Raw genomic sequence first — 25,178 nt, 5'->3', positions numbered from 1 at the left:
GCTCGAAGGTAAATAGCCGGTAAAGGCGCTTTTCTTAAAGCCCGACAGTGCTTATCTTTCAGCCTCCCCAAGAAGAAGCTCTCGCGCCCAATGGTTGATCACTCCATGCAATCCTCCCCCCGCAACTCCCGCCGCTGGCTGTTCGGCTTGTTCGTCCTGTTGGTTATCGCCGGCCTGTGCTGGAAGTTCTGGCCGACGGGGGCTGCCCAAAATGAAGCGCCGGCTGGTCGCACCAGCAAAACCGGGATGATGCGCCCCGGCTTCGGCGGTTCCACCGCCCCGATCCCGGTCCGCGTGGCGCCGGTGGTGCAAGGGGAATTCCCTGTGTACTACAAGGCCTTGGGCACGGTAACGGCGTTGAACACCATTAATGTGCGTAGCCGGGTCGGGGGAGAGTTGGTCAAGATTGCCTTTGAAGAAGGGCAAATGGTCAAGGCAGGCGACCTGTTGGCGGAAATCGATCCGCGCAGTTACCAGAATGCCTTGCTCCAGGCCCAGGGCACGCTCTTGCAGAATCAGGCCCAGCTGAAAAACGCCCAGGTCGATCTTGAGCGTTATCGCGGTCTCTATGAGCAGGACAGCATCGCCAAGCAAACCCTGGACACCGCAGCCGCGCTGGTTATGCAGTATCAGGGAACGGTCAAGACCAACCAGGGCGCGGTCGACGACGCGAAACTCAACCTCGAATTCACCAAGATCCGCGCGCCCATCGCCGGGCGCGTAGGCCTGCGTCAACTGGACGTCGGCAACCTGGTCGCCGCCAATGACACCACCGCCCTGGCCGTGATCACCCAGACCCAACCCATCAACGTCGCCTTCACCTTGCCGGAAAACTCCCTGCAAACCGTGCTCGCCCGTTATCGCACCGGCAACAAGCTGCCAGTGCAAGCCTGGGACCGTGGCGACGTGAAGCTGCAAGCCACCGGGGTGTTGCAGAGCCTGGACAACCAGATCGACGTCACCACCGGCACCCTGAAATTCAAGGCGCGCTTCGATAACCAGGACCAGGTGCTGTTCCCCAACCAGTTCGTCAACGTGCGACTGCTGGCTGACACCCTCAAGAATGTGGTGTTGGCGCCGTCGGCAGCGATCCAGTTTGGCAACAATGGCACCTTCGTCTATGCCCTCGATGGCGACAAGAAGACCAAGATCCGCCCACTGGTGATCGGCGATACCGACGGCGAAAATACCGTGATCAAGGAAGGTCTGGCCGCCGGCGATCGCGTGGTCCTGGAAGGCACCGACCGCTTGAAGGACGGCAGCGACATCGAAGTGGTCAACGACAGCGCGGATGTCCCGACCAGCCCTACCGAACACTTGCAGGGCAAACCTACGGCGAAAGGCGAAGGCAGCCCGGCTAATGCCGGCAAGGCGCAAAAGGCCGGCGCATGAACCTCTCACGGCTGTTCATCCTCAGGCCCGTCGCCACCACCCTGAGCATGCTGGCCATCGTCCTGGCTGGCCTGATTGCCTACCGCCTGCTGCCGGTGTCGGCCTTGCCCCAGGTGGATTACCCGACCATTCGCGTCATGACCCTGTACCCCGGCGCCAGCCCGGACGTGATGACCAGCGCGGTCACCGCGCCCCTGGAGCGTCAGTTCGGGCAAATGCCCGGCCTGACCCAGATGGCGTCCACCAGTTCCGGCGGCGCCTCGGTACTGACCCTGCGCTTCAACCTCGACGTCAACATGGACGTCGCCGAGCAACAGGTCCAGGCCGCGATCAACGCCGCCACCAACCTGCTGCCCAAGGACCTGCCGGCGCCACCGGTGTACAACAAGGTCAACCCCGCAGACACGCCAGTGCTGACCCTGGCCATCACCTCCAAGACCATGCTGCTGCCCAAGCTCAATGACTTGGTCGACACCCGCATGGCGCAGAAAATCGCCCAGATCAGCGGCGTCGGCATGGTCAGCATCGCTGGCGGCCAGCGCCAGGCGGTCCGCATCAAGGTCAACCCGGAGGCGCTTGCCGCCAATGGCTTGAACCTGTCGGACGTGCGCACGTTGATTACCGCGTCTAACGTCAACCAGCCCAAGGGCAACTTCGACGGCCCGACCCGCGTCTCGATGCTCGACGCCAACGACCAGTTGGTCTCGCCCGAGCAATACGCGGAACTGATCCTTGCCTACAGTAATGGCGCGCCGTTGCGCCTCAAGGACGTCGCGCAAATCGTCGACGGCGCCGAAAACGAACGCCTCGCTGCCTGGGCCAATGAAAACCAGGCCGTGCTGCTGAACATCCAGCGCCAACCGGGTGCCAACGTTATCGAGGTAGTGGACCGGATCAAGGCGCTGCTGCCCAGCATCACCGACAACCTGCCGGCCGGCCTGGAGGTGACGGTGCTCACCGACCGCACCCAGACCATCCGTGCTTCTGTTACCGACGTACAACACGAATTGCTGATCGCCATCGCCCTGGTGGTAATGGTGACGTTCCTGTTCCTGCGCCGATTCAGCGCCACCATTATTCCGTCGATTGCGGTACCGCTGTCCCTGGTGGGTACCTTTGGCGTGATGTACCTGGCCGGTTTCTCCATCAATAACCTGACGCTGATGGCCCTGACCATCGCCACCGGCTTTGTGGTGGACGACGCCATCGTCATGCTGGAGAACATTTCCCGCTATATCGAGGAAGGCGAAACACCCATGGCCGCGGCGCTCAAGGGTGCCAAGCAGATTGGCTTCACCCTGATTTCCCTGACGCTGTCGCTGATCGCCGTACTGATTCCGTTGTTATTCATGGCTGATGTAGTGGGGCGCCTGTTCCGCGAATTTGCCATCACCCTGGCGGTGGCAATCCTGATCTCCCTGGTGGTGTCCCTGACCCTGACGCCGATGATGTGCGCGCGCCTACTCAAACGCGAACCCAAGGAAGAGGAACAGGGCCGCTTCTACAAGGCCAGCGGCGCCTGGATCGACTGGCTGGTCGCCGCCTACGGGCGCAAGTTGCAGTGGGTGCTCAAGCACCAGCCACTGACCCTGTTGGTGGCTATCGCTACCCTGGGCCTGACGGTGGTGCTGTACCTGGTGGTGCCAAAGGGCTTTTTCCCGGTGCAGGACACTGGGGTGATCCAGGGCATTTCCGAAGCACCGCAATCCATCTCCTTTGCCGCCATGAGCCAGCGCCAGCAGGAACTGGCGAAAATTATCCTGGAAGATCCGTCAGTCGAAAGCCTGTCGTCTTACATCGGGGTCGACGGTGATAACGCGACCCTCAACAGCGGCCGCCTGCTGATCAACCTCAAGCCTCACCGCGAAAGAGACCTGAGTGCCACGCAGATCATCACTCGCCTGCAACCGCAACTGGACAAACTGGTGGGCATTCGCCTGTTTATGCAACCGGTGCAGGACCTGACCATCGAAGACCGTGTCAGTCGCACCCAGTACCAGTTCAGCATGTCCTCGCCGGATGCCGACTTGTTGGCGCTGTGGAGCGGCAAGCTGGTACACGCACTGAGCGAGTTGCCGGAACTCACCGATGTCGCCAGCGACCTGCAGGACAAGGGCTTGCAGGTGTATTTGGTGATTGACCGTGATGCAGCCTCGCGTTTGGGCGTATCGGTGGCGACCATCACCGATGCGCTGTACGACGCCTTCGGCCAGCGGCAGATTTCTACCATCTACACCCAGGCCAGCCAGTACCGCGTGGTATTGCAAGCCCAGTCCGGGGAAAGCTTGGGGCCGGACGCTCTGAACCAGATCCATGTGAAGACCACCGACGGCGGCCAGGTACGGTTGTCGAGCCTGGCCCATGTCGAACAGCGCCAGGCACAACTGGCGATTACCCATATCGGTCAGTTCCCAGCGGTGATGATGTCGTTCAACCTCGCGCCCGGCGTGGCGTTGGGCAAGGGTGTGGATCTGATCAACCAGATGCAGAAGGACATCGGCATGCCGGTGGGCGTGCAGACCCAGTTCCAGGGCGCCGCCCAGGCGTTCGAGGCTTCGCTGTCGAGCACCTTGCTGCTGATCCTGGCGGCGGTGGTGACCATGTACATCGTGCTGGGGGTGCTCTACGAGAGTTACATCCACCCGATCACCATTCTCTCGACCTTGCCATCGGCGGCGGTGGGGGCCTTGTTGGCCTTGCTGCTCAGTGGCAATGACCTGGGGATGATCGCCATCATTGGCATCATCCTGCTGATCGGTATCGTCAAGAAGAACGCGATCATGATGATCGACTTCGCCCTCGACGCCGAACGCAACCAGGGGCTTGACCCGCAAACGGCGATTTATCAGGCGGCGCTGCTGAGGTTCCGGCCGATCCTGATGACCACCCTGGCGGCCTTGTTCGGTGCGGTGCCGTTGATGTTGGCCACGGGTTCCGGCGCCGAATTGCGCCAGCCGCTGGGTCTGGTGATGGTCGGTGGGTTGCTGTTGAGCCAGGTGTTGACGCTGTTTACGACGCCGGTGATCTACTTGTACTTTGACCGCCTTGGCCGCCGCTGGCGCAAACAGCCCGAGCGCCTGGAGCCGGTTGAGCCATGAACCTGTCCGGACCTTTCATTCGTCGGCCGGTAGCCACCATGCTGCTGAGCCTGGCGATCATGCTGCTGGGCGGCGTCAGCTTCAACCTGCTGCCGGTGGCGCCATTGCCGCAGATCGACTTCCCGGTGATTGTCGTGCAAGCCAGCTTGCCCGGCGCCAGCCCCGAGGTGATGGCGTCTACAGTGGCAACGCCATTGGAACGCTCCTTCGGCGCGATTGCCGGCATTACCACCATGAGCAGCTCGTCAAGCCAGGGTTCGACCCGGGTGATCCTCGCCTTCGACAGCGACCGCGACATCAATGGCGCGGCACGGGAAGTACAGGCGGCGATCAACGCCTCGCGCAACCTGCTGCCCAGCGGCATGCGCAGCATGCCCACCTATAAAAAGATCAACCCGTCCCAGGCACCCATCATGGTGCTGTCACTGACCTCGGACGTGTTGCCCAAGGGCCAGCTCTACGACCTGGCCTCGACCATTCTTTCCCAAAGCCTGTCCCAGGTGCCGGGTGTCGGTGAAGTGCAGATTGGCGGCAGCTCCCTGCCGGCGGTGCGCATCGAGCTGGAGCCCAAGGCCCTCGACCAGTACGGCGTGGCCCTGGACGATGTGCGCAACACCATCGCCAATGCCAACGTGCGCCGCCCCAAGGGTTCGGTGGAGGATGGCCAGCGCAACTGGCAGATCCAGGCTAATGACCAGCTGGAAAAAGCCAAGGACTACGAGCCCTTGGTGATTCGCTACCAGGACGGCGCGGCACTGCGCCTGAGCGACGTAGCCAAGATCAGCGACGGTGTCGAAGACCGCTACAACAGCGGTTTCTTCAACAACGATTCGGCGGTGCTGCTGGTGATCAATCGCCAGTCCGGCGCCAACATCATCGAGACCGTGGCGCAGATCAAGGCGCAGTTGCCGGCGCTGCAGGCGGTGCTGCCGTCCAGCGTCAAGCTGAACCTGGCCATGGACCGCTCGCCGGTGATCAAGGCCACCTTGCACGAAGCCGAGATGACCCTGCTGATCGCCGTGGCCCTGGTGATCCTGGTGGTGTACCTGTTTCTCGGTAACTTCCGTGCATCGTTGATCCCCACATTGGCAGTGCCGGTGTCCCTGGTGGGCACCTTTGCGGTGATGTACCTGTTTGGGTTTTCCCTGAACAACCTGTCGCTGATGGCCTTGATCCTGGCCACCGGCCTGGTGGTGGACGATGCCATCGTGGTGCTGGAGAACATTTCCCGGCACATCGACGACGGTATCCCACCCATGAAGGCCGCGTACCTGGGGGCCAAGGAAGTCGGCTTTACCTTGCTGTCGATGAACGTGTCGCTGGTGGCGGTGTTCCTGTCGATCCTGTTCATGGGCGGGATCGTCACTAGTTTGTTCCGGGAGTTCTCCATCACGTTGGCGGCGGCGATCATTGTCTCGCTGGTGGTCTCCCTGACCTTGACCCCGATGCTCTGCGCCCGCTGGCTCAAGCCCCATGTCAAAGACCAGGAGAGCGGTTTGCAGCGCTGGAGCCGCAAGGTCAACGACCTCATGGTTGCCGGTTATGCCCGTAGCCTGGACTGGGTACTCAAGCACCGGCGCCTGACCCTGCTCAGCCTGTTCGTGACCATTGGCGTCAACGTCGCACTGTACGTGGTGGTGCCGAAAACCTTTATGCCGCAACAGGACACCGGGCAGTTGATCGGTTTTGTCCGCGGGGATGACGGGCTGTCCTTCAGCGTCATGCAGCCGAAGATGGAAATCTTCCGCAAGGCGGTATTGCAAGACCCAGCCGTGGAAAGCGTGGCCGGTTTTATCGGCGGTAACAGTGGCACCAACAATGCCGTGATGCTGGTGCGGCTCAAGCCCATCAGCGAGCGCAAGATTTCCGCGCAGCAGGTAATCGAGCGCATGCGCAAAAGCGTGCCACCGGTACCCGGCGGGCGATTGATGCTGATGGCCGACCAGGACCTGCAGTTTGGCGGGGGCCGCGACCAGACCTCCTCGCAATACTCCTACATCCTGCAGAGTGGCGACCTGGCAGCCTTGCGCCTGTGGTACCCGAAAGTGGTCGCCGCCTTGCGTGAACTGCCAGAGCTGACTGCCATCGACGCCCGTGAAGGCCGTGGCGCGCAACAGGTCACGCTGATCGTCGACCGCGACCAGGCCAAACGCCTGGGGGTGGACATGGACATGGTCACCTCCGTGCTGAACAACGCCTACAGCCAGCGGCAGATTTCCACCATCTATGACAGCCTCAACCAGTACCAGGTGGTCATGGAGGTCAATCCGAAATATGCCCAGGACCCGATCACTCTGAATCAGGTGCAGGTGATTACCGCAGATGGCGCGCGTATTCCCTTGTCGACCATCGCTCACTATGAAAACAGCCTGGCGGACGACCGTGTCAGTCACGAGGGCCAGTTCGCCTCGGAAGACATTGCTTTCGACATGTCCCCAGGAGTCACGATGGAGCAGGGCACAGCCGCCATCGAGCGGGCGATTGCCAAGGTTGGTCTGCCGGAAGACGTCATCGCCAAGATGGCGGGCACCGCCGACGCCTTTGCCGCCACCCAAAAAAGCCAGCCGTGGATGATCCTCGGCGCGCTGGTGGCGGTTTATCTGGTTCTCGGAATTCTCTATGAGAGCTACATCCACCCGTTGACCATCCTCTCGACCTTGCCCTCGGCCGGTGTCGGTGCCTTGCTGTCGATTTACGTGTTGGGCGGCGAGTTCAGCCTGATCTCCCTACTCGGGCTGTTCCTGTTGATCGGTGTGGTGAAGAAAAACGCCATCCTGATGATCGACCTGGCGCTGCAACTGGAGCGCAAGGACGGCATGGAGCCGCTGGAGTCGATTCGCAGCGCCTGCCTGCTGCGTCTGCGGCCAATCCTGATGACTACCCTGGCGGCGATCCTCGGCGCGTTGCCGTTGCTGCTGAGCACCGCCGAAGGCGCGGAAATGCGCCAGCCCCTGGGCCTGACGATTATCGGCGGCCTGGTGTTCAGCCAGATCCTGACCCTTTACACCACCCCGGTGGTTTACCTTTATCTCGACCGCCTTCGCCGCCGTTTCAACGGCTGGCGCGGGGTGCGTACCGATGCTGCCCTGGACACTGCGCTATGACTGATTCCACATTTGCAAAGGGCGCCATGACTCGCGGCTCCAGCCTGCTGACTCTGGCGCTCTGCGTGTCGTTGCTCAGCGCCTGCGCCATCGGCCCTGACTACAAGCGCCCGGAGCTGACCGAGCCTGTCCAGTACAAAGAGGCCAAGGGTTGGCGCCAGGCCTCGCCAAGCGACTCTTTGGCTCGTGGTGCCTGGTGGGAGTTGTACGGTGACAAACAGCTCAACGAACTGGTAGATAAACTCAACAACGCCAACCAGACCGTTGCCCAGGCCGAGGCCCGATACCGTCAGGCCCAGGCATTGGTGCGCAGTTCAAGGGGCGCGTTTTTTCCCACCGTGGACTTGAGCGCCGGGAAAACCCGTGCCAGCCAGGGTACCGGCAGCAGCAGCGCCAGCCTGAGCAGCTCCAGCAGCGGAATCCGCGATACCTTCAATACCCAGTTGGGCGTCAGCTGGGAAGCCGATATCTGGGGCAAGTTGCGCCGTGGCCTGGAAGCCAACGAAGCCAGCGCCGAAGGCAGCTCGGCGGACTTGGCGGCCATGCGCCTGAGCCAGCAATCGGAACTGGTGCAGAACTATCTGCAACTGCGGGTCATGGATGAGCAGACCCGCTTGCTGCAAGCCACGGTCGAAACCTACCAACGCTCGCTGCAAATGACTGAAAACCAGTACCGCGCTGGCGTGTCCGGCAGGGACGCCGTGGCCCAGGCGCAGACACAGCTCAAAAGCACCCAGGCCAGCATGATCGACCTGATCTGGCAGCGCGCCCAGCTGGAAAACGCGATTGCCGTGCTGATCGGTATTCCACCCACCCACTTTGAGCTGGCAGTGAGCAAGGACATTCCCGCTCTGCCGCAGATTCCGGTCAACCTGCCATCGCAACTGCTGGAGCGCCGCCCGGACATCGCCTCGGCGGAGCGCGCAGTGATTGCCGCCAACGCCAATATCGGCGTGGCCAAGACCGCCTACTACCCAGACCTGACCCTAAGCCTTGCAGGCGGCTACTCCAGTAGCACCTACGCCGACTGGATCAGCCTGCCGAATCGCTTCTGGTCGGTGGGGCCAAAACTGGCTATGACCCTGTTCGACGGCGGCCAACGCTCGGCGGAAGTCGATCGCGCCGAAGCGTCCTATGACGAAACCGTGGCCAAGTACCGCCAGACCGTACTCGACGGCTTCCGTGAAGTGGAAAACTACATGGTCCAGCTCAAGGTCCTGGAAGACGAGGCAGGGGTGAGCAACGAAGCCCTGGACGCCGCTCGCGAATCCTTGCGCCTGACCCAGAACCAGTACAAAGCCGGGCTGATCGCCTACCTCGATGTGGTCACCGTCCAGGCCACGGCCTTGAGCAACGAGCGCACCGTGCTGACCTTGCTGCAAACCCGCCTGGTGGCCAGCGTACAGTTGATCGCCGCATTGGGTGGTGGTTGGGATGGGCAGATGCAGGTGAGCGACAAAGAGTAAACAAACACCCCAGCGAGGCTACGCCTGGCCGCACCGCCACCAAGCCAGGCACTCGCACCAGTCGCCCCGACGCAGCCTCGCTAAAGCTCGACAGCTGCCACGGAAATAGCACCCAATCGTCACTAGTGGCCTTCTGATAATATTTCCCCTATGCGAGAATTATTCTCGCTACAATCGCCGACTTTTCCAACCGGCACGGACGCCATTCGGCCCGTCGGCCACGAGACGTCCCATGCTCACCGGTAGTTATTCCCCCACGCTGGTCCTGATTTCCCTGTTTGTGGCGATCCTCGCTTCCTATACCGCTCTGGATCTGACCGGGCGTATTGCCACGGCCAAAGGTCGCACCGTGTACTTGTGGATGGCGGGTGGCGCGCTGGCCATGGGCATTGGCGTCTGGTCGATGCACTTTATCGGCATGCTGGCTTTCCGATTGCCCATTAGCCTTGGCTACGACATAGGCATCACAGCGCTATCGCTGTTGATCGCGATTCTTTCCAGCGGCTTTGCCCTCTGGTTGGTGAACCAGCCGCGCTTGCCTGCTTGGCAACTGGCGTTTGGCGCGCTGATCATGGGCGCGGGCATCAGCACCATGCATTACACCGGCATGGCGGCCATGCGCATGACGCCAGGTATCGACTACGACCCTGCCTTGTTTGGCGCCTCGCTGCTGATCGCGGTCGGCGCCTCGGCGGCGGCGTTGTGGATCGCCTTCAATCTGCGACGCAATACCCCTTATGTACGTTTGGCGCGCGGTGTGGCGGCGCTGGTCATGGGCGTGGCAATTGTCGGCATGCACTACACCGGCATGGCTGCTGCGCGGTTTGCCGACGGCAGCTTTTGCGGTGCCGCTCTGGATGGCTTGACCGGCAAGGGCCTGGATAGCCTGGTGCTGGTCACCACCCTGGCGGTGCTGGCCATTGCGCTGTTGACCTCATTGCTGGATGCCCGCCTTGAATCCCGCACGGCGGTGCTGGCCGACTCCCTGACCCAGGCCAATCAGGAGCTGACCCACCTGGCCCTGCACGACACCCTGACGGGGCTGCCCAATCGCACCTTGCTCGCCGATCGCATCCAGCAGGCCACGCAGCTGGTAGCCGAGCGGGGCGGCTGTTTCGCCCTGATGTTTATCGATCTCGATGGCTTCAAGCCCGTAAACGATGCCTTCGGCCATCACATGGGCGACCAGTTGCTGCGCGAAGTCGGCCTGCGCTTGCGCGAAGACCTGCGCAGCCAGGACACGTTGGCGCGGATCGGCGGCGACGAGTTCGTGCTATTGGTGCAATTGAACCAGCCCGACGATGCGCTGCGACTGGCGGAACGTCAGGTAGGCCTGATCAATCAAGCCTTCCGTGTGGCCGAGCATGAGCTGAAAATTTCTGCCAGTGTCGGCATCGCGATGTTCCCCGGCAACGGCGCCACGCCCCAGGAATTGCTGATGAACGCCGATGCGGCGATGTATCACGCCAAAAGCATGGGCAAGAACGGCTACAGCTTTTTCGACGTATCGATGAACACCAACGCTCGCAAGCAGCTGCAGTTGTTGCAGGACTTGCGCAACGCCGTGGGTCAGCAGCAATTGCGGCTGTTCTACCAACCCAAGTTTGACGCCCTCAGCGGTCGGCCGGTGGGTGCCGAAGCACTATTGCGCTGGGAGCACCCGCAACACGGCTTGTTGCTGCCGGACAAGTTCATTGAGCTGGCGGAAAAGACCGGGCTGATCATCCCCATCGGCGAATGGGTGCTCAATGAAGCCTGCAGGCAGATGCAAGTGTGGTTTGCCCAGGGATATCGCGACTGGCGCATTGCGGTGAACCTCTCGGCCTTGCAGTTTTGCCATGCCGGGCTGGTCACCAGTGTCGCCAGAGCCCTGGAACGTCACCAATTGCCGGCCAACAGCCTGACCCTGGAAATCACCGAAACCACCGCCATGAGCGATGCCGATGCGAGTATGACGGTATTGCAGAAACTCTCGGAAATGGGCGTCGACCTGTCCATCGATGACTTTGGCACTGGCTACTCCAGCCTGATGTACCTCAAGCGCTTGCCGGCCAACGAATTGAAGATCGACCGGGGCTTTGTGCGCGACCTGGAGCACGACAGCGACGACGCCGCGATTGTCTCGGCCATTGTTGCGCTGGGTCAGGCTCTGGGCCTGCGGATTGTCGCTGAAGGGGTGGAAACCGATATGCAGCAGAATTTCCTGACGCGACTGGGCTGTGATTCATTACAGGGCTATCTGCTGGGTCATCCGTTGCCGGCGGACGGCTTCATGAGCGCCATTGTGGCGAAAGAAGTCGCTGGCGTGCCTCAAGTAGCAACATCCTGAGAACGATTGACCTCAGTCCATGCAAAACCCGACTAGCGCAGGTATTCTTGAATCCAACCGTTATAAGTTGATTCAGGAGACCGTACACATGGACAAAGTCGTCATCATCACCGGTGGCAGTCGTGGGATCGGGGCCGCCACGGCCTTGTTGGCGGCGCGCCAGGGTTACCGAATCGGTATCAACTTCCAGTCCGATGAAGAGGCAGCGCTGCGTGTCCTGGAGCAGGTCCGCGCCCTGGGCGCCCAAGCGATTGCAGTGCGTGCCGATGTCAGCATCGAAGACGAAGTGATCAGCCTGTTCAACCGGGTCGATGCCGAGCTGGGCCGAGTCACTGCGCTGGTCAATAACGCCGGCACCGTGGGGCACAAGTCGCGGGTCGATGAGATGTCCGAATTCCGCATCCTGAAAATTCTCAAGACCAACGTGCTGGGCCCGATCCTCTGTGCCAAGCACGCAGTGCTGCGCATGTCGCCCAAGCATGGCGGGCAGGGCGGCAGCATCGTCAACGTCTCATCGGTGGCCGCTCGTCTCGGCTCGCCCGGTGAATACGTTGACTACGCGGCGTCCAAAGGCGCAATGGACTCCTTCACCATCGGCCTTTCGAAAGAAGTGGCGGGTGAAGGCATCCGGGTCAACGCAGTGCGCCCTGGCTACATCTACACCGATTTCCATGCCCTGAGTGGCGACCCGGATCGGGTCAGCAAGCTGGAGTCGGGTATCCCGATGGCCCGTGGCGGGCGTCCGGATGAGGTGGCGGAAGCGATTGTCTGGCTGCTTTCGGACAAGGCGTCCTACGCTACCGGGACCTTTGTTGACCTCGGTGGTGGCCGCTGAAGCGCTGAAAAACTGCCTGCTCCTGCGGGAGCGGGTCGCTATAGACCAGTTGGTCCCTGGGGCTATTCAAGTCAGGTATTTATTGCCCACCTCAACGGCTCAAAAAGATCGCACGATCCGGCCCAATGTCTCCATGGCCTTTTCCGAGGCATCATCCCAGGGACTGCCATAGTTCAAGCGAATGCAGTTCCTGAACCGCTGAGTCGGCGAAAATATCGGCCCCGGCGCAATGCTGATGCCTTGGGCCAACGCCATCTGGAACAACTTCAACGAGTCCGTCTGCTCGGGCAATTCCAACCACAGGAAATATCCGCCCGCTGGCTGGCTGACGCGGGTTTGCGCCGGAAAATAGCGGGCGATGGCAGCGAGCATGGCGCTTTGCTGTTCTTCCAGGGCATAACGCAACTTGCGTAGGTGCCGGTCGTAGCCACCATGTTGCAGGTAGTCGGCAATCGCCGCCTGGGCTGGCATTGACGCGCACAATGAGGTCATCAACTTCAGCCGTTCGATCTTCTGCGCATAACGCCCGGCAGCCACCCAACCGATGCGATAACCAGGCGCCAGGCTTTTGGCGAAGGAGCCGCAGTGCATCACCAAGCCTTCGGTATCGAACGCCTTGGCCGGTTTCGGTGCCTGTTGGCCGTAGTACAACTCGGCGTAGACATCGTCCTCGATCAGTGGCACCTGATGGCTGCGCAACAACTCCACCAGTTCCTGTTTCTTGGCTTCGGGCATGGTGGCGCCCATGGGGTTCTGGAAACTGGTCATGCACCAGCAAGCCTTGATCGGGTAACGCTCAAGGCTTTGGGCCAGCACTTTGAGGTCAATGCCATCACGCGGGTGTACGGGAATTTCCACGGCCTTGAGTTTCAGCCGCTCCAGCACCTGCAGGCTGGCATAAAACGCCGGGGCTTCGATGGCCACCAGGTCGCCGGGCTCGGTCACGGCTTGCAGGCACAGGTTCAGCGCTTCCAGGGCACCGTTGGTGATCAGCAACTCCTCCATGGGCAGCATCAAGCCGCCGACCATGTAGCGCAGGGCGATTTGCCGGCGCAATTGTGGGTTGCCCGGTGACATGTCCGTGACCACCATGCGCGGGTCCATCTCCCGACTGGCACTGGCCAGGGAGCGGGCCAGGCGCTGTAGCGGGAACAGCGTCGGGCTGGGGAAGGCCGAGCCGAAGGGCACAGTCTGCGGGTCCTTGATGGAGTCGAGCACCGAAAACACCAGCTCGCTGACGTCGACTTCGGTGGATTCGTGTACATGCGCACTGACTACCGGCTCGGAAAACGGGCTTGGCGCATGGGTGTTGACGAAGTACCCGGAACGCGGCCGGGCGCGGATCAGGCCACGACGTTCCAGCAGGTAGTAGGCCTGGAACACCGTGGATGGGCTGACGCCGTAGGTTCGGCTGGCATAGCGCACCGACGGCACCCGCTGGCCAGGCCCCAGGACGCCGGAGCGGATCAGTTCTGCGATGTCGTCGGCGAATTTTTCGTAGCGTTTCATCGGGGCCTAATAGGGTCAGTAAGTTAAGAGCAAACTCTGCTCCTGTAGCAAGCCCGCTCGCCACAGCACCATCAACGGTTCAGCGGTGCCACAAACCGGCTGTCGGCGACACTATAAACGCCCGGTTCATCAATATCCGTGACCTTGAAGCTGATGGTCTGGGAACTGCTGGCAGGTTTGTCGCTGGTCATCGCCACCGACACCGGCACATCGGTTATTTCCCCCGGTGCCAAACTGATCTCGGTCTTGCCCTGAAGCTGGAAGCCATCACCGTCCACCAACTCAAGACGATAATCCTGACGCTGCTGGGTCTTGTTGATGACCTTGAGGCTGTAGATGTTCTCGATCAAGCCTTGGCTGTTTTCGCGAAACATCCCTCGGTCCTTGGTCACGTCCAGCGACACCATCGGCCGCTGCACCAGCGCCATCACCAAGGCTGCGATCATCACCAGCAGCACCGCACTGTAGCCGATCAACCGTGGCCTGAGCAGGTGGGTCTTGCCGCCTTGCAACTGATGCTCAGAGGTGTAGCTCACCAGGCCACGGGCATAGCCCATTTTGTCCATGATCGAATCACAGGCGTCGATGCAGGCCGCACAGCCGATGCACTCCATTTGCAAACCGTCGCGAATGTCGATACCGGTGGGGCAGACCTGTACGCACAGGTGGCAGTCGATGCAGTCACCGAGGCCAACATCCGCAGGTTTCACTTCGCGTTTACGTGGACCACGGTTCTCGCCACGGGCCACATCGTAGGAAATGGTCAGGGTGTCCTTGTCGAACATCACGCTCTGGAACCGCGCATACGGGCACATGTGCATGCACACCGCTTCGCGCAACCAGCCGGCGTTAATGTAAGTAGCACCTGTGAAAAACAACACCCAGAACAGGCTGACGCCGCCCATTTGCCAGGTCAACAGCTCCTCGGCCAGGGGCCGGATAGGCGTGAAGTAGCCCACAAAGGTCAAGCCGGTGAGCACGCTGATGGCCAGCCACATCGTATGTTTGGCTGAACGCCGCAGCAGCTTGTTCAGGCCCCAGGGGGCAGCCTGCAGCTTGATGCGCTGGTTTCGCTCGCCCTCAGTGACCTTTTCGCACCACATGAACAGCCAGGTAAACGAGCTTTGCGGGCAGGTATAACCACACCAGACCCGGCCGGCAAATACCGTGATCGCAAACAGGCCGAAGGCTGCGATGATCAACAACGCCGACAACAGGATGAAATCCTGGGGCCAGAAGGTTGCGCCGAAAATGTGGAATTTGCTTTCTGCAAGGTCCCACAACACCGCCTGCCGTCCGCCCCAGTTCAGCCACACGGTGCCGAAAAACGCCAGGAACAGAAAACCCGCGCCACTCAAGCGCAAGGTACGGAACAAACCGGTGAAACTGCGGGTGTGAATCAGGTTGTCGCTGGATTTGGCCTTCATCTTCTTTGGATGTGCAGGCTCAAAGGTTTCAACTAATCGGACGGGGATTCTATCGCTCATGGTCTTTCGCTCATCAGCCTCCATCAGGCGGATGAACTATGCCGGGCGATCTGTTTGCATAACAGACTCAGGTATAGCGATAAAAAGCGGATCAGATGGATTGCCGACCCGCTCCTGCGTCAATCTGCTGCACCCCGTGCGGCCTGGGGCAGCGCCTGTATTCGCAGCCATAAAGCGGTGCTGATGCAGTTCAATCAAATCACCGAATCACCCTCGGTTACCTTCAAGTGCTTACGACCATCCTTGGCGCCTGCTACGGTCAAGGCGTCGGCTTCTGCTTCGGTGATGTAGACGCGTTGGCCGTCGACTTCAACGGCGGACATGGATTTTTCGCTGTCGGTGATCACCGTGACAGCCGTGGCGGCGAGGCTTCGTTCTTCGCCGTTCTCGTCGACCTTGAAGTAACAGGTCTGGTTTTCGATACGTACTGGCATGGTGCTCTCCTTCTCGTCAGGTACTGATCATTAGGGTTCGACGACAGGTAAATGGTTTCCGGCAACTGACTGGCGGTCGCCGCTGTCCATCCTTTATCGACCTATCAACAAGGACCGGTCCATGGACGCTTGGTGGCAAGAAGTCTGGCAAACCCTGCAAGCGGAATTCGCTGACATAGGCGATGCCCGGCAACTGACACAAATCACCGTGCGCCTGCTGATCGCCGCGATCCTGGGGGGCATTCTGGGCTTTGAGCGCGAACAAAAAGGCAAGGCTGCCGGCGTGCGCACCCACATGCTGGTGGCCTTGGGTGCTGCGTTGTTCGTGTTGGTGCCACAAATGTCCGGCTCCCAGGCCGATGCCATGAGCCGCGTGGTGCAGGGCGTAATCGCCGGTATCGGCTTTCTTGGTGCAGGGACCATCCTCAAGGGCACGGAAGATCAGGAAGGCCAACACGTCAAGGGGCTGACTACCGCAGCCGGGCTGTGGATGACCGCCGCCATTGGAGTGGCGGCGGGGATGGGCAGGGAGTCGACGGCGGTGTTGAGCACCCTGCTGGCGCTGCTGGTGTTCAGCGTAATGCCGAGGATTATGCGGCTGCTGGAGAAGGAGTAATCATCCTTCAGACAATTACTGGCGGCATCGTCGTGGGTGGATCTTCCTTCGCCGGGGGCGTTGTGCCAGGCGGTTCCTGCTCCGGGATCGGCTCAGGTTCTGTGGGTGGCAAGGTTGGTTGATCAATGTTGGGGTCCGGCGTTTCTGCCGGGATAGGGATATTCATCGGTGTGGCCTCCTTTGTGCTTTGCTGTATCGGTGGACAATCGGCATGGCCAATTGATTCCCGTCCGATGGCGGCACATCCATCTGAACTTTTCACCGGCTAGCGGGCTCGGACTTTATACGGCCCGGCTCTGGAAGAGCTTTGTCGTACCGCACTTGGGATCAGGCACAAGAGCGTCCACGGGGCGTAAGGAGTGATGCTCGATGACTGCTGAACTATCGAAACAAAACGTACTCACGAAAAATGATGAAGCGTCCATGTTTCCACTGTCCCAGGCACTGTTGTTGCCCAGGATTGCCATAGAAAGCACCACCCCGGTGATCGACGGCGGCGAGTTCGCGGTCAAGGCCATCGTGGGGCAGCAGATCAAGGTAGCCAGCAAGGTCTTCGCCGACGGCCATGACCAGTTGGCGGTGCGGATTCGCTGGCGGCCGCTGAGTGAAGAGCACTGGCACAGCGTGGTTATGACCGATGTCGGCAATAACGGTTGGGAAGGGACCTTTACGGTCACCGCTCAAGGCCCGCATCAATATTGCATTGAGGCCTGGATCGATCAGTTCGCCAGCTTCTGCTACGAACTGGGCAAAAAACATAAAGCCCGCGTTCCCGTCAGCCTGGAGTTGCAGGAAGGCCGCAGCCAGGTGTTGCAGGCCGCCGAACGCAGCGAAGGCGAGTTACGCGAGCGCTTGATGCTGTTGCACCACGAGCTGTCGGGCTTGCTGGAAACCGAGCAAGTCGCGCGCTTCCTGCACGAAGACAGTGCGCACCTGATGGCTCAGGCCGATCACCGCGCCTACTTGAGCATCAGCCCGGTCTATCCGCTGGATGTGGAGCGAGAGGCCGCGCAGTTTGCCAGCTGGTACGAGCTTTTTCCCCGCTCGATCACCGATGATCCAGCGCGCCACGGCACTTTTAACGACGTGCATTCGCGGCTGCCGATGATCCATGACATGGGTTTTGACGTGCTGTATTTCCCGCCGATCCATCCTATCGGCCGCAGCTATCGCAAGGGCAAGAACAACGCCCTGACCGCAGGCCCCGATGATCCGGGCAGCCCGTATGCCATTGGCAGCGAGGAGGGCGGCCACGAGGCAATCCACTCGCAACTGGGCACCCGCGAAGATTTCCGCCGCCTGGTGGCCGCCGCCGCAGACCATGGCCTGGAAATCGCCCTGGACTTCGCTATCCAGTGTTCCCAGGACCATCCGTGGCTCAAGCAACACCCCGGCTGGTTCAACTGGCGGCCCGACGGCACCATCAAATACGCCGAGAACCCGCCGAAGAAATACCAGGACATCGTCAACGTCGACTTCTATGCCGCCGACGCCATCCCCAGCCTGTGGATCGAGCTGCGGGACGTTGTGCTGGGCTGGGTCGAGGAGGGCGTCAATACTTTCCGCGTCGACAACCCCCACACCAAGCCGCTGCCGTTCTGGCAATGGCTGATTGCGGACGTGCGAGAAAAACACCCACAGGTCATCTTCCTCGCCGAAGCCTTCACCACCCCGGCAATGATGGCGCGGCTGGGCAAGGTCGGTTACTCCCAGAGCTACACCTATTTCACCTGGCGCAACACCAAGGCCGAACTGAGTGAATACCTGAGCGAACTCAACGAGTCGCCATGGCGCGAATGCTTCCGACCCAACTTTTTCGTCAATACGCCAGACATCAACCCCGGTTTTCTCCATGAGTCTGGCCGCGCCGGCTTTCTTATCCGCGCGGCCCTGGCAACCATGGGTTCGGGCTTATGGGGCATGTATTCGGGTTTTGAATTGTGCGAAGCCGCAGCGGTGCCCGGCAAGGAAGAGTACCTGGACTCGGAGAAGTACGAGATCCGCCCCAGGGATTTTACCGCGCCGGGCAACATCATTGCCGAGATCGCCCAGCTCAACCGCATCCGTCGGCAGAACCCGGCGTTGCAAACTCACTTGGGTTTGAAACTCTACAACGCCTGGAACGACAACATCTTGTACTTCGGCAAACGCTGCGAGGACGCCGGCAATTTCATCCTCATCGCGGTGAGTCTCGACCCGCTCAATGCCCAGGAAGCCCATTTCGAATTGCCGCTGTGGGAGATGGGCCTACCGGACGACGCCCAGACCCAGGGCGAAGACTTGATGAACGGCCACCGCTGGACTTGGCATGGCAAGCACCAGTGGATGCGAATAGAGCCGTGGCATCAGCCGTTTGGTATTTGGCGGATCACTGTTTAAAGGGCTTTTTGTGGACAGTTAAAACATCGCCACTTTTTAGTTTTCATGAATTCTCAGGAGTTTCCAATGGCGAAGAAACCCAAGGCTGCCACCTTTATCAAAGACCCGCTCTGGTACAAGGATGCGGTGATTTATCAGGTTCACGTCAAATCCTATTTCGACTCCAATAACGATGGTATCGGCGATTTTCCGGGGTTGATCGCCAAACTCGACTACATCGCCGAGCTGGGTGTGAACACCATCTGGGTGCTGCCGTTCTACCCCTCGCCACGCCGTGACGACGGCTACGACATCGCCGAATACCGGGGTGTACACAGCGACTACGGGACCATGGCCGACGCCAAGCGTTTTATCGCCGAAGCCCATAAACGCGGCTTGCGGGTCATCACCGAACTGGTGATCAACCACACCTCCGACCAGCACCCGTGGTTTCAGCGCGCCCGCAAGGCCAAGCCAGGTTCCAAGGCACGGGATTTCTACGTCTGGTCCGATGACGACCAGAAATACGACGGCACCCGTATCATCTTTCTCGACACCGAGAAATCCAACTGGACCTGGGACCCGGTCGCTGGCCAATACTTCTGGCACCGTTTCTACTCCCACCAGCCGGACCTTAACTTCGACAACCCGCAAGTCATGAAAGCGGTGCTCTCGGTGATGCGCTACTGGCTGGACATGGGCATCGACGGCCTGCGCCTGGATGCGATCCCGTACCTGATCGAGCGCGACGGCACCAACAACGAAAACCTGCCGGAGACCCACGACGTCCTCAAGCAGATCCGCGCCGAAATCGACGCCAATTACCCGGACCGCATGCTGCTGGCCGAGGCCAACCAATGGCCGGAAGATACTCAACTGTACTTCGGGGACAAAAAAGGCGATGACGGCGACGAGTGCCATATGGCCTTTCACTTCCCGCTGATGCCGCGCATGTACATGGCGCTGGCCCAGGAAGACCGCTTCCCGATCACCGATATCCTGCGCCAGACCCCGGAGATTCCAGCCAATTGCCAGTGGGCGATTTTCCTGCGTAACCACGATGAACTGACCCTGGAAATGGTCACCGACAAAGAGCGCGACTACCTCTGGAACTACTACGCCGCTGACCGCCGTGCGCGCATCAACCTCGGTATTCGCCGGCGCCTGGCGCCGCTGATGGAGCGCGACCGCCGCCGCATCGAGCTGCTCAACAGTCTGCTGCTGTCGATGCCCGGTACGCCGACCCTGTATTACGGCGATGAAATCGGCATGGGCGACAACATCTACCTGGGCGACCGCGACGGCGTACGCACACCCATGCAGTGGTCCATCGACCGCAACGGCGGCTTCTCCCGCGCCGACCCGGCCAGCCTGGTGCTGCCGCCGATCATGGACGCGCTCTATGGCTACCCGTCAGTCAACGTCGAAACCCAGGCCCAGGACCCGCACTCGTTGCTGAACTGGACCCGGCGGATGCTGGCGATTCGTAAACAGTCCAAGGCCTTCGGTCGCGGCAGCTTGAAAATGCTCTCGCCCACCAACCGCCGCATCCTGGCCTACACCCGCGAATACACGGGCGACGACGGCAAGCACGAAATCATCCTCTGTGTGGCCAATGTCTCCCGCAGCGCCCAGGCAGCGGAGCTGGACCTGTCCGCATTCGCCGGCATGGTCCCGGTGGAGATGCTCGGTGGTAATGCGTTCCCGCCCATTGGCCAGTTGAACTTCCTGCTGACCCTGGCGCCTTACGGCTTCTACTGGTTCGTGCTGGCGGCGGAAAACCAGATGCCGAGCTGGCACGTGGAGCCTACGCAAAGCATCCCGGACTTCACCACTCTGGTACTGAAAAAACGCCTCGAAGAATTGCTCGAAGCGCCGTGCCGCACCACTCTGGAGCAAAACTCGTTGCCAGCCTGGTTGCCCAAGCGTCGCTGGTTCGCCAACAAGGATTCGCTCATCGACAGCGTGCACATCGCCTACGGCGTGCGCTTTGGCGACCCGCAGCATCCGGTGTTGCTCAGCGAGATTGAAGTCACCACAGCTGGGCAGGTCAGCCGTTATCAACTGCCGTTCGGCTTTTTGGCCGAAGACCAGTTCACCAGCGCCTTGCCGCAACAGCTCGCGCTGGCCCGTGTACGGCGAGTGCGCCAGGTCGGCCTGGTCACGGACGCCTTCAGCCTCGACACCTATATCCGCGCAGTGATTGAAGGCCTGCAAGCCAACACCGTGCTCACCTCCACTGACGGCGACATTCGTTTCGAACCGACGGAGCAATTGACCAAGCTGGAACTCAACGACGACTCAGAGGTGCGCTACCTCGCCACCGAACAGTCCAACAGTTCAGTGGTGGTGGGCGCCAGCCTGGTACTCAAGCTGATCCGTAAAGTCAGCGCCGGGGTACACCCGGAACTGGAGATGGGCGCTTACCTGACAGCCGCCGGCTACGAACATATCTCGCCGCTGCTGGGCTCGGTGATCCGCCGCGATGCCGAAGGCCAGGACAACTTGCTGATGATTGCCCAGGGCTACCTGAGTAACCAGGGCGATGCCTGGGGCTGGACCCAGAACAACCTGGAACGGGCGATTCGCGACGAATTGGCCCAGGCCATCTCCGAGCAGGAACAGCACTACAACGCCCTGGGTGAGTTGGCGGACTTCGCAGGCCTACTCGGCCAGCGCCTGGGTGAAATGCACCTGGTATTGGCCGCGCCTACTACCAACAAGGACTTCAAACCCGAGGTCACTTCCGTCAAGGACAGCCAGGGTTGGGCCAAGCAGGTGGGGGCGCAAGTCGACCGCGCCTTGCACTTGCTCAAACAGCATCAAAGCAAACTGACCACCGCTGACCAGGCGCTGGTCAGTGCAATGCTGGTGCAGAAAAAAGCCATCGCCACCCATGTGCAGGACCTGGCCAAGGCCACCGTGGGCGGCTTGCGCATTCGCGTCCACGGTGACTTGCACCTGGGCCAGGTGCTGGTGGTCAAGGGCGATGCTTACCTGATCGACTTTGAAGGGGAACCGGCGCGACCGCTCCATGAGCGTCGCGGCAAGCACAGCCCATACAAGGACGTCAGTGGCGTGCTACGGTCGTTCGACTATGCCGCCGCCATGGCCCTGAATGTGCAAGGGGTAGATCACTCGACCGAGGCCAACGCTGCACGGCAACGGGTGGCCGATCGTTACTTGAATGAAGCGCGGCAGGCATTTATCCAAGCCTATCATGAGGCTACGACTACACTGGCCCATGACTGGCAGGACGCCAAGGGCCAGGACGCAGCGCTGGCATTGTTCAGCCTGGAGAAGGCCGCGTACGAAGTGGCCTATGAAGCGGAAAATCGCCCGACCTGGCTGCCGGTACCGTTGCAAGGTTTGCACGGACTGCTCAGCGGACTGAAGCCATTATCCAAAACTGCACGCGCAGGGGAGACGTCATGAGTTTTACAAACAAGGAAGCGCTGCAACCCAAGCTTGCGGTAATGCCGGCAACCCAGGATATCGAAGCCTTGGTGCGGGCCGAACATCACGATCCATTCTCGATCCTTGGCCCCCACGATGATGAAGAGGGCGGCCAGTTTATCCGCGCGTTTCTGCCAGAGGCCTTGAGTGTTCAGGTGCTGGCCCGCGACAGCGGTGAGCACGTCGGCGATCTGGACGCGACTCCGGTGCCTGGCTTGTTTGTCGGGCATTTCTCGCCCCGCCAGGGCTATTTGCTGAAAATCCAGTGGGCGGGTGGCGAGCAGATCACCGAAGACCCTTACAGCTTCGGCCAGTTGCTGGGCGAGATGGACCTTTACCTGTTTGCCGAGGGCAATCACCGCGACCTGAGCAGTTGCCTCGGCGCCCAAGTGATGAGCATCGACGGCATCCAGGGCGTGCGTTTCGCGGTGTGGGCGCCCAATGCCAAGCGTGTTTCCGTAGTTGGCGACTTCAATATTTGGGACGGTCGCCGCCATCCGATGCGCCTGCGCCATCCAGCCGGCGTGTGGGAGATATTCATCCCGCGCCTGCAACCCGGCGCTGCCTACAAATACGAAATCCTGGGCACCAGCGGGATTCTTCCGCTCAAGGCCGACCCCATGGCCCTGGCCACGCAATTGCCGCCGGACACCGCCTCCAAGGTTGCTTCGCCGTTGCAGATCGACTGGCAGGACCACGCCTGGATGCAGGCCCGTGGCGAACGGCAATTACCGAGCGCACCGCTGTCGATCTATGAACTGCACGTCGGCTCCTGGCAATGTGAACTCGACGAGTTGGGCGAAGTGTCCCGCCAGTACGGCTGGCGCGAGCTGGGTGAACGACTGATTCCCTATGTGCAGCAGCTGGGTTTCACCCATATCGAGCTGATGCCGATCATGGAACACCCGTTTGGCGGCTCCTGGGGTTATCAGCCGCTGTCGCAATTCGCCCCCAGTGCCCGCTTTGGCTCGCCGGACGATTTTGCCGCCTTCGTCAACGCCTGCCATCAGGCCGATATCGGCATTATTCTCGACTGGGTTCCGGCGCATTTCCCCACCGACACCCACGGCCTGGCGCAATTTGATGGCACGGCGCTGTACGAATACGGCAACCCGCTGGAAGGCTTTCACCAGGACTGGGACACGCTGATCTACAACCTGGGCCGCACCGAGGTTCATGGTTTTATGCTGGCTTCGGCGCTGCACTGGCTCAAGCATTTTCATATCGACGGCCTGCGGGTGGATGCAGTGGCGTCGATGCTCTACCGCGATTATTCGCGCAAGGCCGGCGAGTGGGTGCCTAACCGTCATGGCGGTCGGGAAAACCTCGAAGCCATCGACTTCCTGCGTCACTTGAACGACGTGGTAGCCCTGGAAGCCCCCGGTGCCTTGGTGATCGCCGAGGAATCCACTGCCTGGCCAGGCGTCAGCCAACCGACCCAACAGGGCGGCCTGGGCTTCAACTACAAGTGGAACATGGGCTGGATGCACGATTCGCTGCACTACATCCAGCAGGACCCGGTATACCGCGCCCACCATCACAACGAACTGAGTTTCGGCCTGATGTATGCCTGGTCTGAGCGGTTCATCCTGCCGATTTCCCACGATGAAGTGGTTCACGGCAAACACTCGCTGATCGACAAGATGCCTGGCGACCGCTGGCAGAAATTCGCCAATCTGCGGGCTTACCTGTGTTTTATGTGGGCGCATCCGGGCAAGAAGCTGCTGTTTATGGGCTGCGAATTCGGCCAGTGGCGCGAGTGGAACCACGATCAGCAGCTTGATTGGTATTTGCTGCAATACCCGGAACACCGCGGCGTGCAAAAACTGGTGGGCGACCTCAACCGCCTGTATCGCGAAGAACCGGCGCTGCACGACCAGGACGACGCGCCCCAAGGCTTTCAGTGGCTGATCGGCGATGATGCGATCAACAGCGTCTACGCCTGGCTGCGCTGGAGCAAGGATGGCCGGCCGGTGTTGGTGGTGGCCAACTTCACCCCGGTGCCCCGTGAGGCGTACAAGGTCGGCGTGCCGTTTGCCGGGCGCTGGGGCGAAGTGATCAACAGTGATGCCGACACCTATGCCGGTTCCAACTATGGCAATGGTGGCGGGGCGTTTACCGAAGAGGAATCGCGCCATGGCCAGCCGCTATCACTGTCGTTGAATCTGCCGCCGCTGGGTGTGCTGATCCTACGGCCGGAGGGCTGATTTTCAGACCCGACTCAACAGTGGACTGGCTACAAAAACACAATCTCATACGGCTCGCGCATTCGCTCCAGCAACACCTGCGCGAGCATCGGCGCCAGTCCGATTTCAGGATCACCCACCAACTGACTCGCATAGGCGTGGGCCGCATGAAGCTTGCGGGCCACGCTCCAGGTGCTAAGGCGAACCTTGCGGGCTCGCTGCCAGGGAATGACCGCAGCTTCACGGGCAGGCCAATGCCAGGCCCAAATCGGTAGTTCCAAAAGACGCGCACCCATCAGGGCGCAAGCTTTGGCGGTGGCACGGCCGACCGCGTCGTGGTCGTCGTTGCCATCGGTGCGCCAAGTGGTAAACACCACATCGCCGGGTTGCAGGTAACGGGCAATAAACTGGCTCAACTGTTGCTCCCGGGCCGCCAGGGCATTGTCGGTAAAACCACCACGAATCCATTTCAGGCTGTGCAGCGGCACACCCAGGCGGCGCAAAGCCTCGACACTTTCCTGTGGGCGAAACACGCTCAGGCGCTGCGCCGGCCACAGGCTGGAGCCCGGATGGCTGGCACTGCCGTCGGTGACGGAAATCAGCTTCAGGGAATAGTCGAGTGTGCTCAGCAGTTGCAGCAGGCCACCGCAGGCCAGCACTTCATCGCCGGGGTGCGGGGCTATTACAACGACGCGTGCGCCAAAGGGCACGAGCATGACCGGATTGATAACGGGGATTTGCGCCAGCTGTGGGGCGCTGTTCCAGATTTGCGCGGGACCACAGCGGCCTTCTCTCAGCGGTACAGGCTTCATGAGTGTCACGTCCTTGTCCTGGCCGTACCCCGTTGACGGGACGACTCTTCTTTGGTCCCGCGAGAATCAATATTCTCGCGGTGTGCAGGCGTTCCA

Annotated in this window: 15 protein-coding genes; 10 read left to right on the top strand and 5 right to left on the bottom strand. The window is 60.8% G+C overall.

The features are described from left to right. Nucleotides 1–90 precede the first annotated feature (90 nt). The 6 genes from ACZRKZ_RS06335 (at nt 91) to ACZRKZ_RS06310 (ending at nt 12,224) form a co-directional block, all read left to right on the top strand. Nucleotides 91–1,392 (top strand): MdtA/MuxA family multidrug efflux RND transporter periplasmic adaptor subunit, encoded by a 1,302-nt coding sequence (locus tag ACZRKZ_RS06335; RefSeq protein WP_463981079.1) that lies wholly within the window; start codon nt 91–93, stop codon nt 1,390–1,392. Beyond that, on the top strand, nt 1,389–4,490 hold the full coding sequence (locus ACZRKZ_RS06330; RefSeq protein WP_463968504.1) for an MdtB/MuxB family multidrug efflux RND transporter permease subunit: 3,102 nt from the start codon (nt 1,389–1,391) through the stop codon (nt 4,488–4,490). Before ACZRKZ_RS06335 ends, ACZRKZ_RS06330 begins: the two co-directional genes overlap by 4 nt. Continuing rightward, nucleotides 4,487–7,594, top strand: a complete 3,108-nt coding sequence (locus ACZRKZ_RS06325; protein ID WP_463981078.1) for an efflux RND transporter permease subunit — start codon at nt 4,487–4,489, stop codon at nt 7,592–7,594. The genes ACZRKZ_RS06330 and ACZRKZ_RS06325 overlap by 4 nt, the downstream gene beginning before the upstream one ends. Continuing rightward, the gene (locus ACZRKZ_RS06320; protein ID WP_463981077.1) at nt 7,591–9,060 is read left to right on the top strand and encodes an efflux transporter outer membrane subunit; all 1,470 of its coding nucleotides are present in this window, start codon (nt 7,591–7,593) and stop codon (nt 9,058–9,060) included. The genes ACZRKZ_RS06325 and ACZRKZ_RS06320 overlap by 4 nt, the downstream gene beginning before the upstream one ends. Before the next feature lie 232 nt (nt 9,061–9,292). Continuing rightward, complete coding sequence (locus tag ACZRKZ_RS06315) at nt 9,293–11,389, top strand: putative bifunctional diguanylate cyclase/phosphodiesterase (RefSeq protein ID WP_463981076.1); 2,097 nt, start codon at nt 9,293–9,295, stop codon at nt 11,387–11,389. An 88-nt stretch (nt 11,390–11,477) separates the two neighbouring features. After that, nucleotides 11,478–12,224 (top strand): SDR family oxidoreductase, encoded by a 747-nt coding sequence (locus ACZRKZ_RS06310; RefSeq protein WP_463968500.1) that lies wholly within the window; start codon nt 11,478–11,480, stop codon nt 12,222–12,224. Between the two features lie 99 nt (nt 12,225–12,323). Here ACZRKZ_RS06310 and mapR read toward each other — a convergent pair whose 3' ends face one another. The 3 genes from mapR to ACZRKZ_RS06295 form a co-directional block, all read right to left on the bottom strand. After that, nucleotides 12,324–13,733, bottom strand: coding sequence for a GntR family transcriptional regulator MpaR (gene mapR / locus ACZRKZ_RS06305; protein WP_463968499.1), 1,410 nt, complete (start codon nt 13,731–13,733; stop codon nt 12,324–12,326). A 71-nt stretch (nt 13,734–13,804) separates the two neighbouring features. Then, on the bottom strand, nt 13,805–15,220 hold the full coding sequence (gene ccoG / locus ACZRKZ_RS06300) for a cytochrome c oxidase accessory protein CcoG (protein ID WP_463981075.1): 1,416 nt from the start codon (nt 15,218–15,220) through the stop codon (nt 13,805–13,807). Between the two features lie 194 nt (nt 15,221–15,414). Then, the gene (locus ACZRKZ_RS06295) at nt 15,415–15,654 is read right to left on the bottom strand and encodes a DUF3203 family protein (RefSeq protein WP_133102557.1); all 240 of its coding nucleotides are present in this window, start codon (nt 15,652–15,654) and stop codon (nt 15,415–15,417) included. Nucleotides 15,655–15,775: 121 nt separating this feature from the next. Between ACZRKZ_RS06295 and ACZRKZ_RS06290 the strand changes: the two genes are divergently transcribed. Continuing rightward, a complete protein-coding gene (locus ACZRKZ_RS06290; protein ID WP_463968496.1) occupies nt 15,776–16,270 on the top strand; it encodes an MgtC/SapB family protein in 495 nt (164 codons plus the stop codon). Nucleotides 16,271–16,277: 7 nt separating this feature from the next. Here the strand turns inward: ACZRKZ_RS06290 and ACZRKZ_RS06285 are convergent, their stop codons facing one another. Continuing rightward, the gene (locus ACZRKZ_RS06285) at nt 16,278–16,436 is read right to left on the bottom strand and encodes a hypothetical protein (protein ID WP_463968495.1); all 159 of its coding nucleotides are present in this window, start codon (nt 16,434–16,436) and stop codon (nt 16,278–16,280) included. Between the two features lie 203 nt (nt 16,437–16,639). On the opposite strand from ACZRKZ_RS06285, the gene ACZRKZ_RS06280 reads away from it, so the two are divergent. From ACZRKZ_RS06280 to glgB, 3 genes are all read left to right on the top strand, one after another. Beyond that, on the top strand, nt 16,640–18,649 hold the full coding sequence (locus tag ACZRKZ_RS06280; protein ID WP_463968494.1) for an alpha-1,4-glucan--maltose-1-phosphate maltosyltransferase: 2,010 nt from the start codon (nt 16,640–16,642) through the stop codon (nt 18,647–18,649). Nucleotides 18,650–18,715: 66 nt separating this feature from the next. After that, the gene (treS, locus tag ACZRKZ_RS06275; RefSeq protein ID WP_463981074.1) at nt 18,716–22,063 is read left to right on the top strand and encodes a maltose alpha-D-glucosyltransferase; all 3,348 of its coding nucleotides are present in this window, start codon (nt 18,716–18,718) and stop codon (nt 22,061–22,063) included. After that, complete coding sequence (gene glgB / locus ACZRKZ_RS06270) at nt 22,060–24,291, top strand: 1,4-alpha-glucan branching protein GlgB (protein WP_463981073.1); 2,232 nt, start codon at nt 22,060–22,062, stop codon at nt 24,289–24,291. Before treS ends, glgB begins: the two co-directional genes overlap by 4 nt. A gap of 29 nt (nt 24,292–24,320) precedes the next feature. On the opposite strand, the gene ACZRKZ_RS06265 is transcribed toward glgB, so the two are convergent. Beyond that, complete coding sequence (locus ACZRKZ_RS06265) at nt 24,321–25,082, bottom strand: PIG-L deacetylase family protein (protein ID WP_463968491.1); 762 nt, start codon at nt 25,080–25,082, stop codon at nt 24,321–24,323. Between the last annotated feature and the right edge of the window lie 96 nt (nt 25,083–25,178).

Source organism: Pseudomonas sp. c313, from assembly GCF_055407145.1.
Note: the sequence above shows the minus strand (reverse complement) of the source record. Positions and strands in the feature narration are given on the sequence as shown.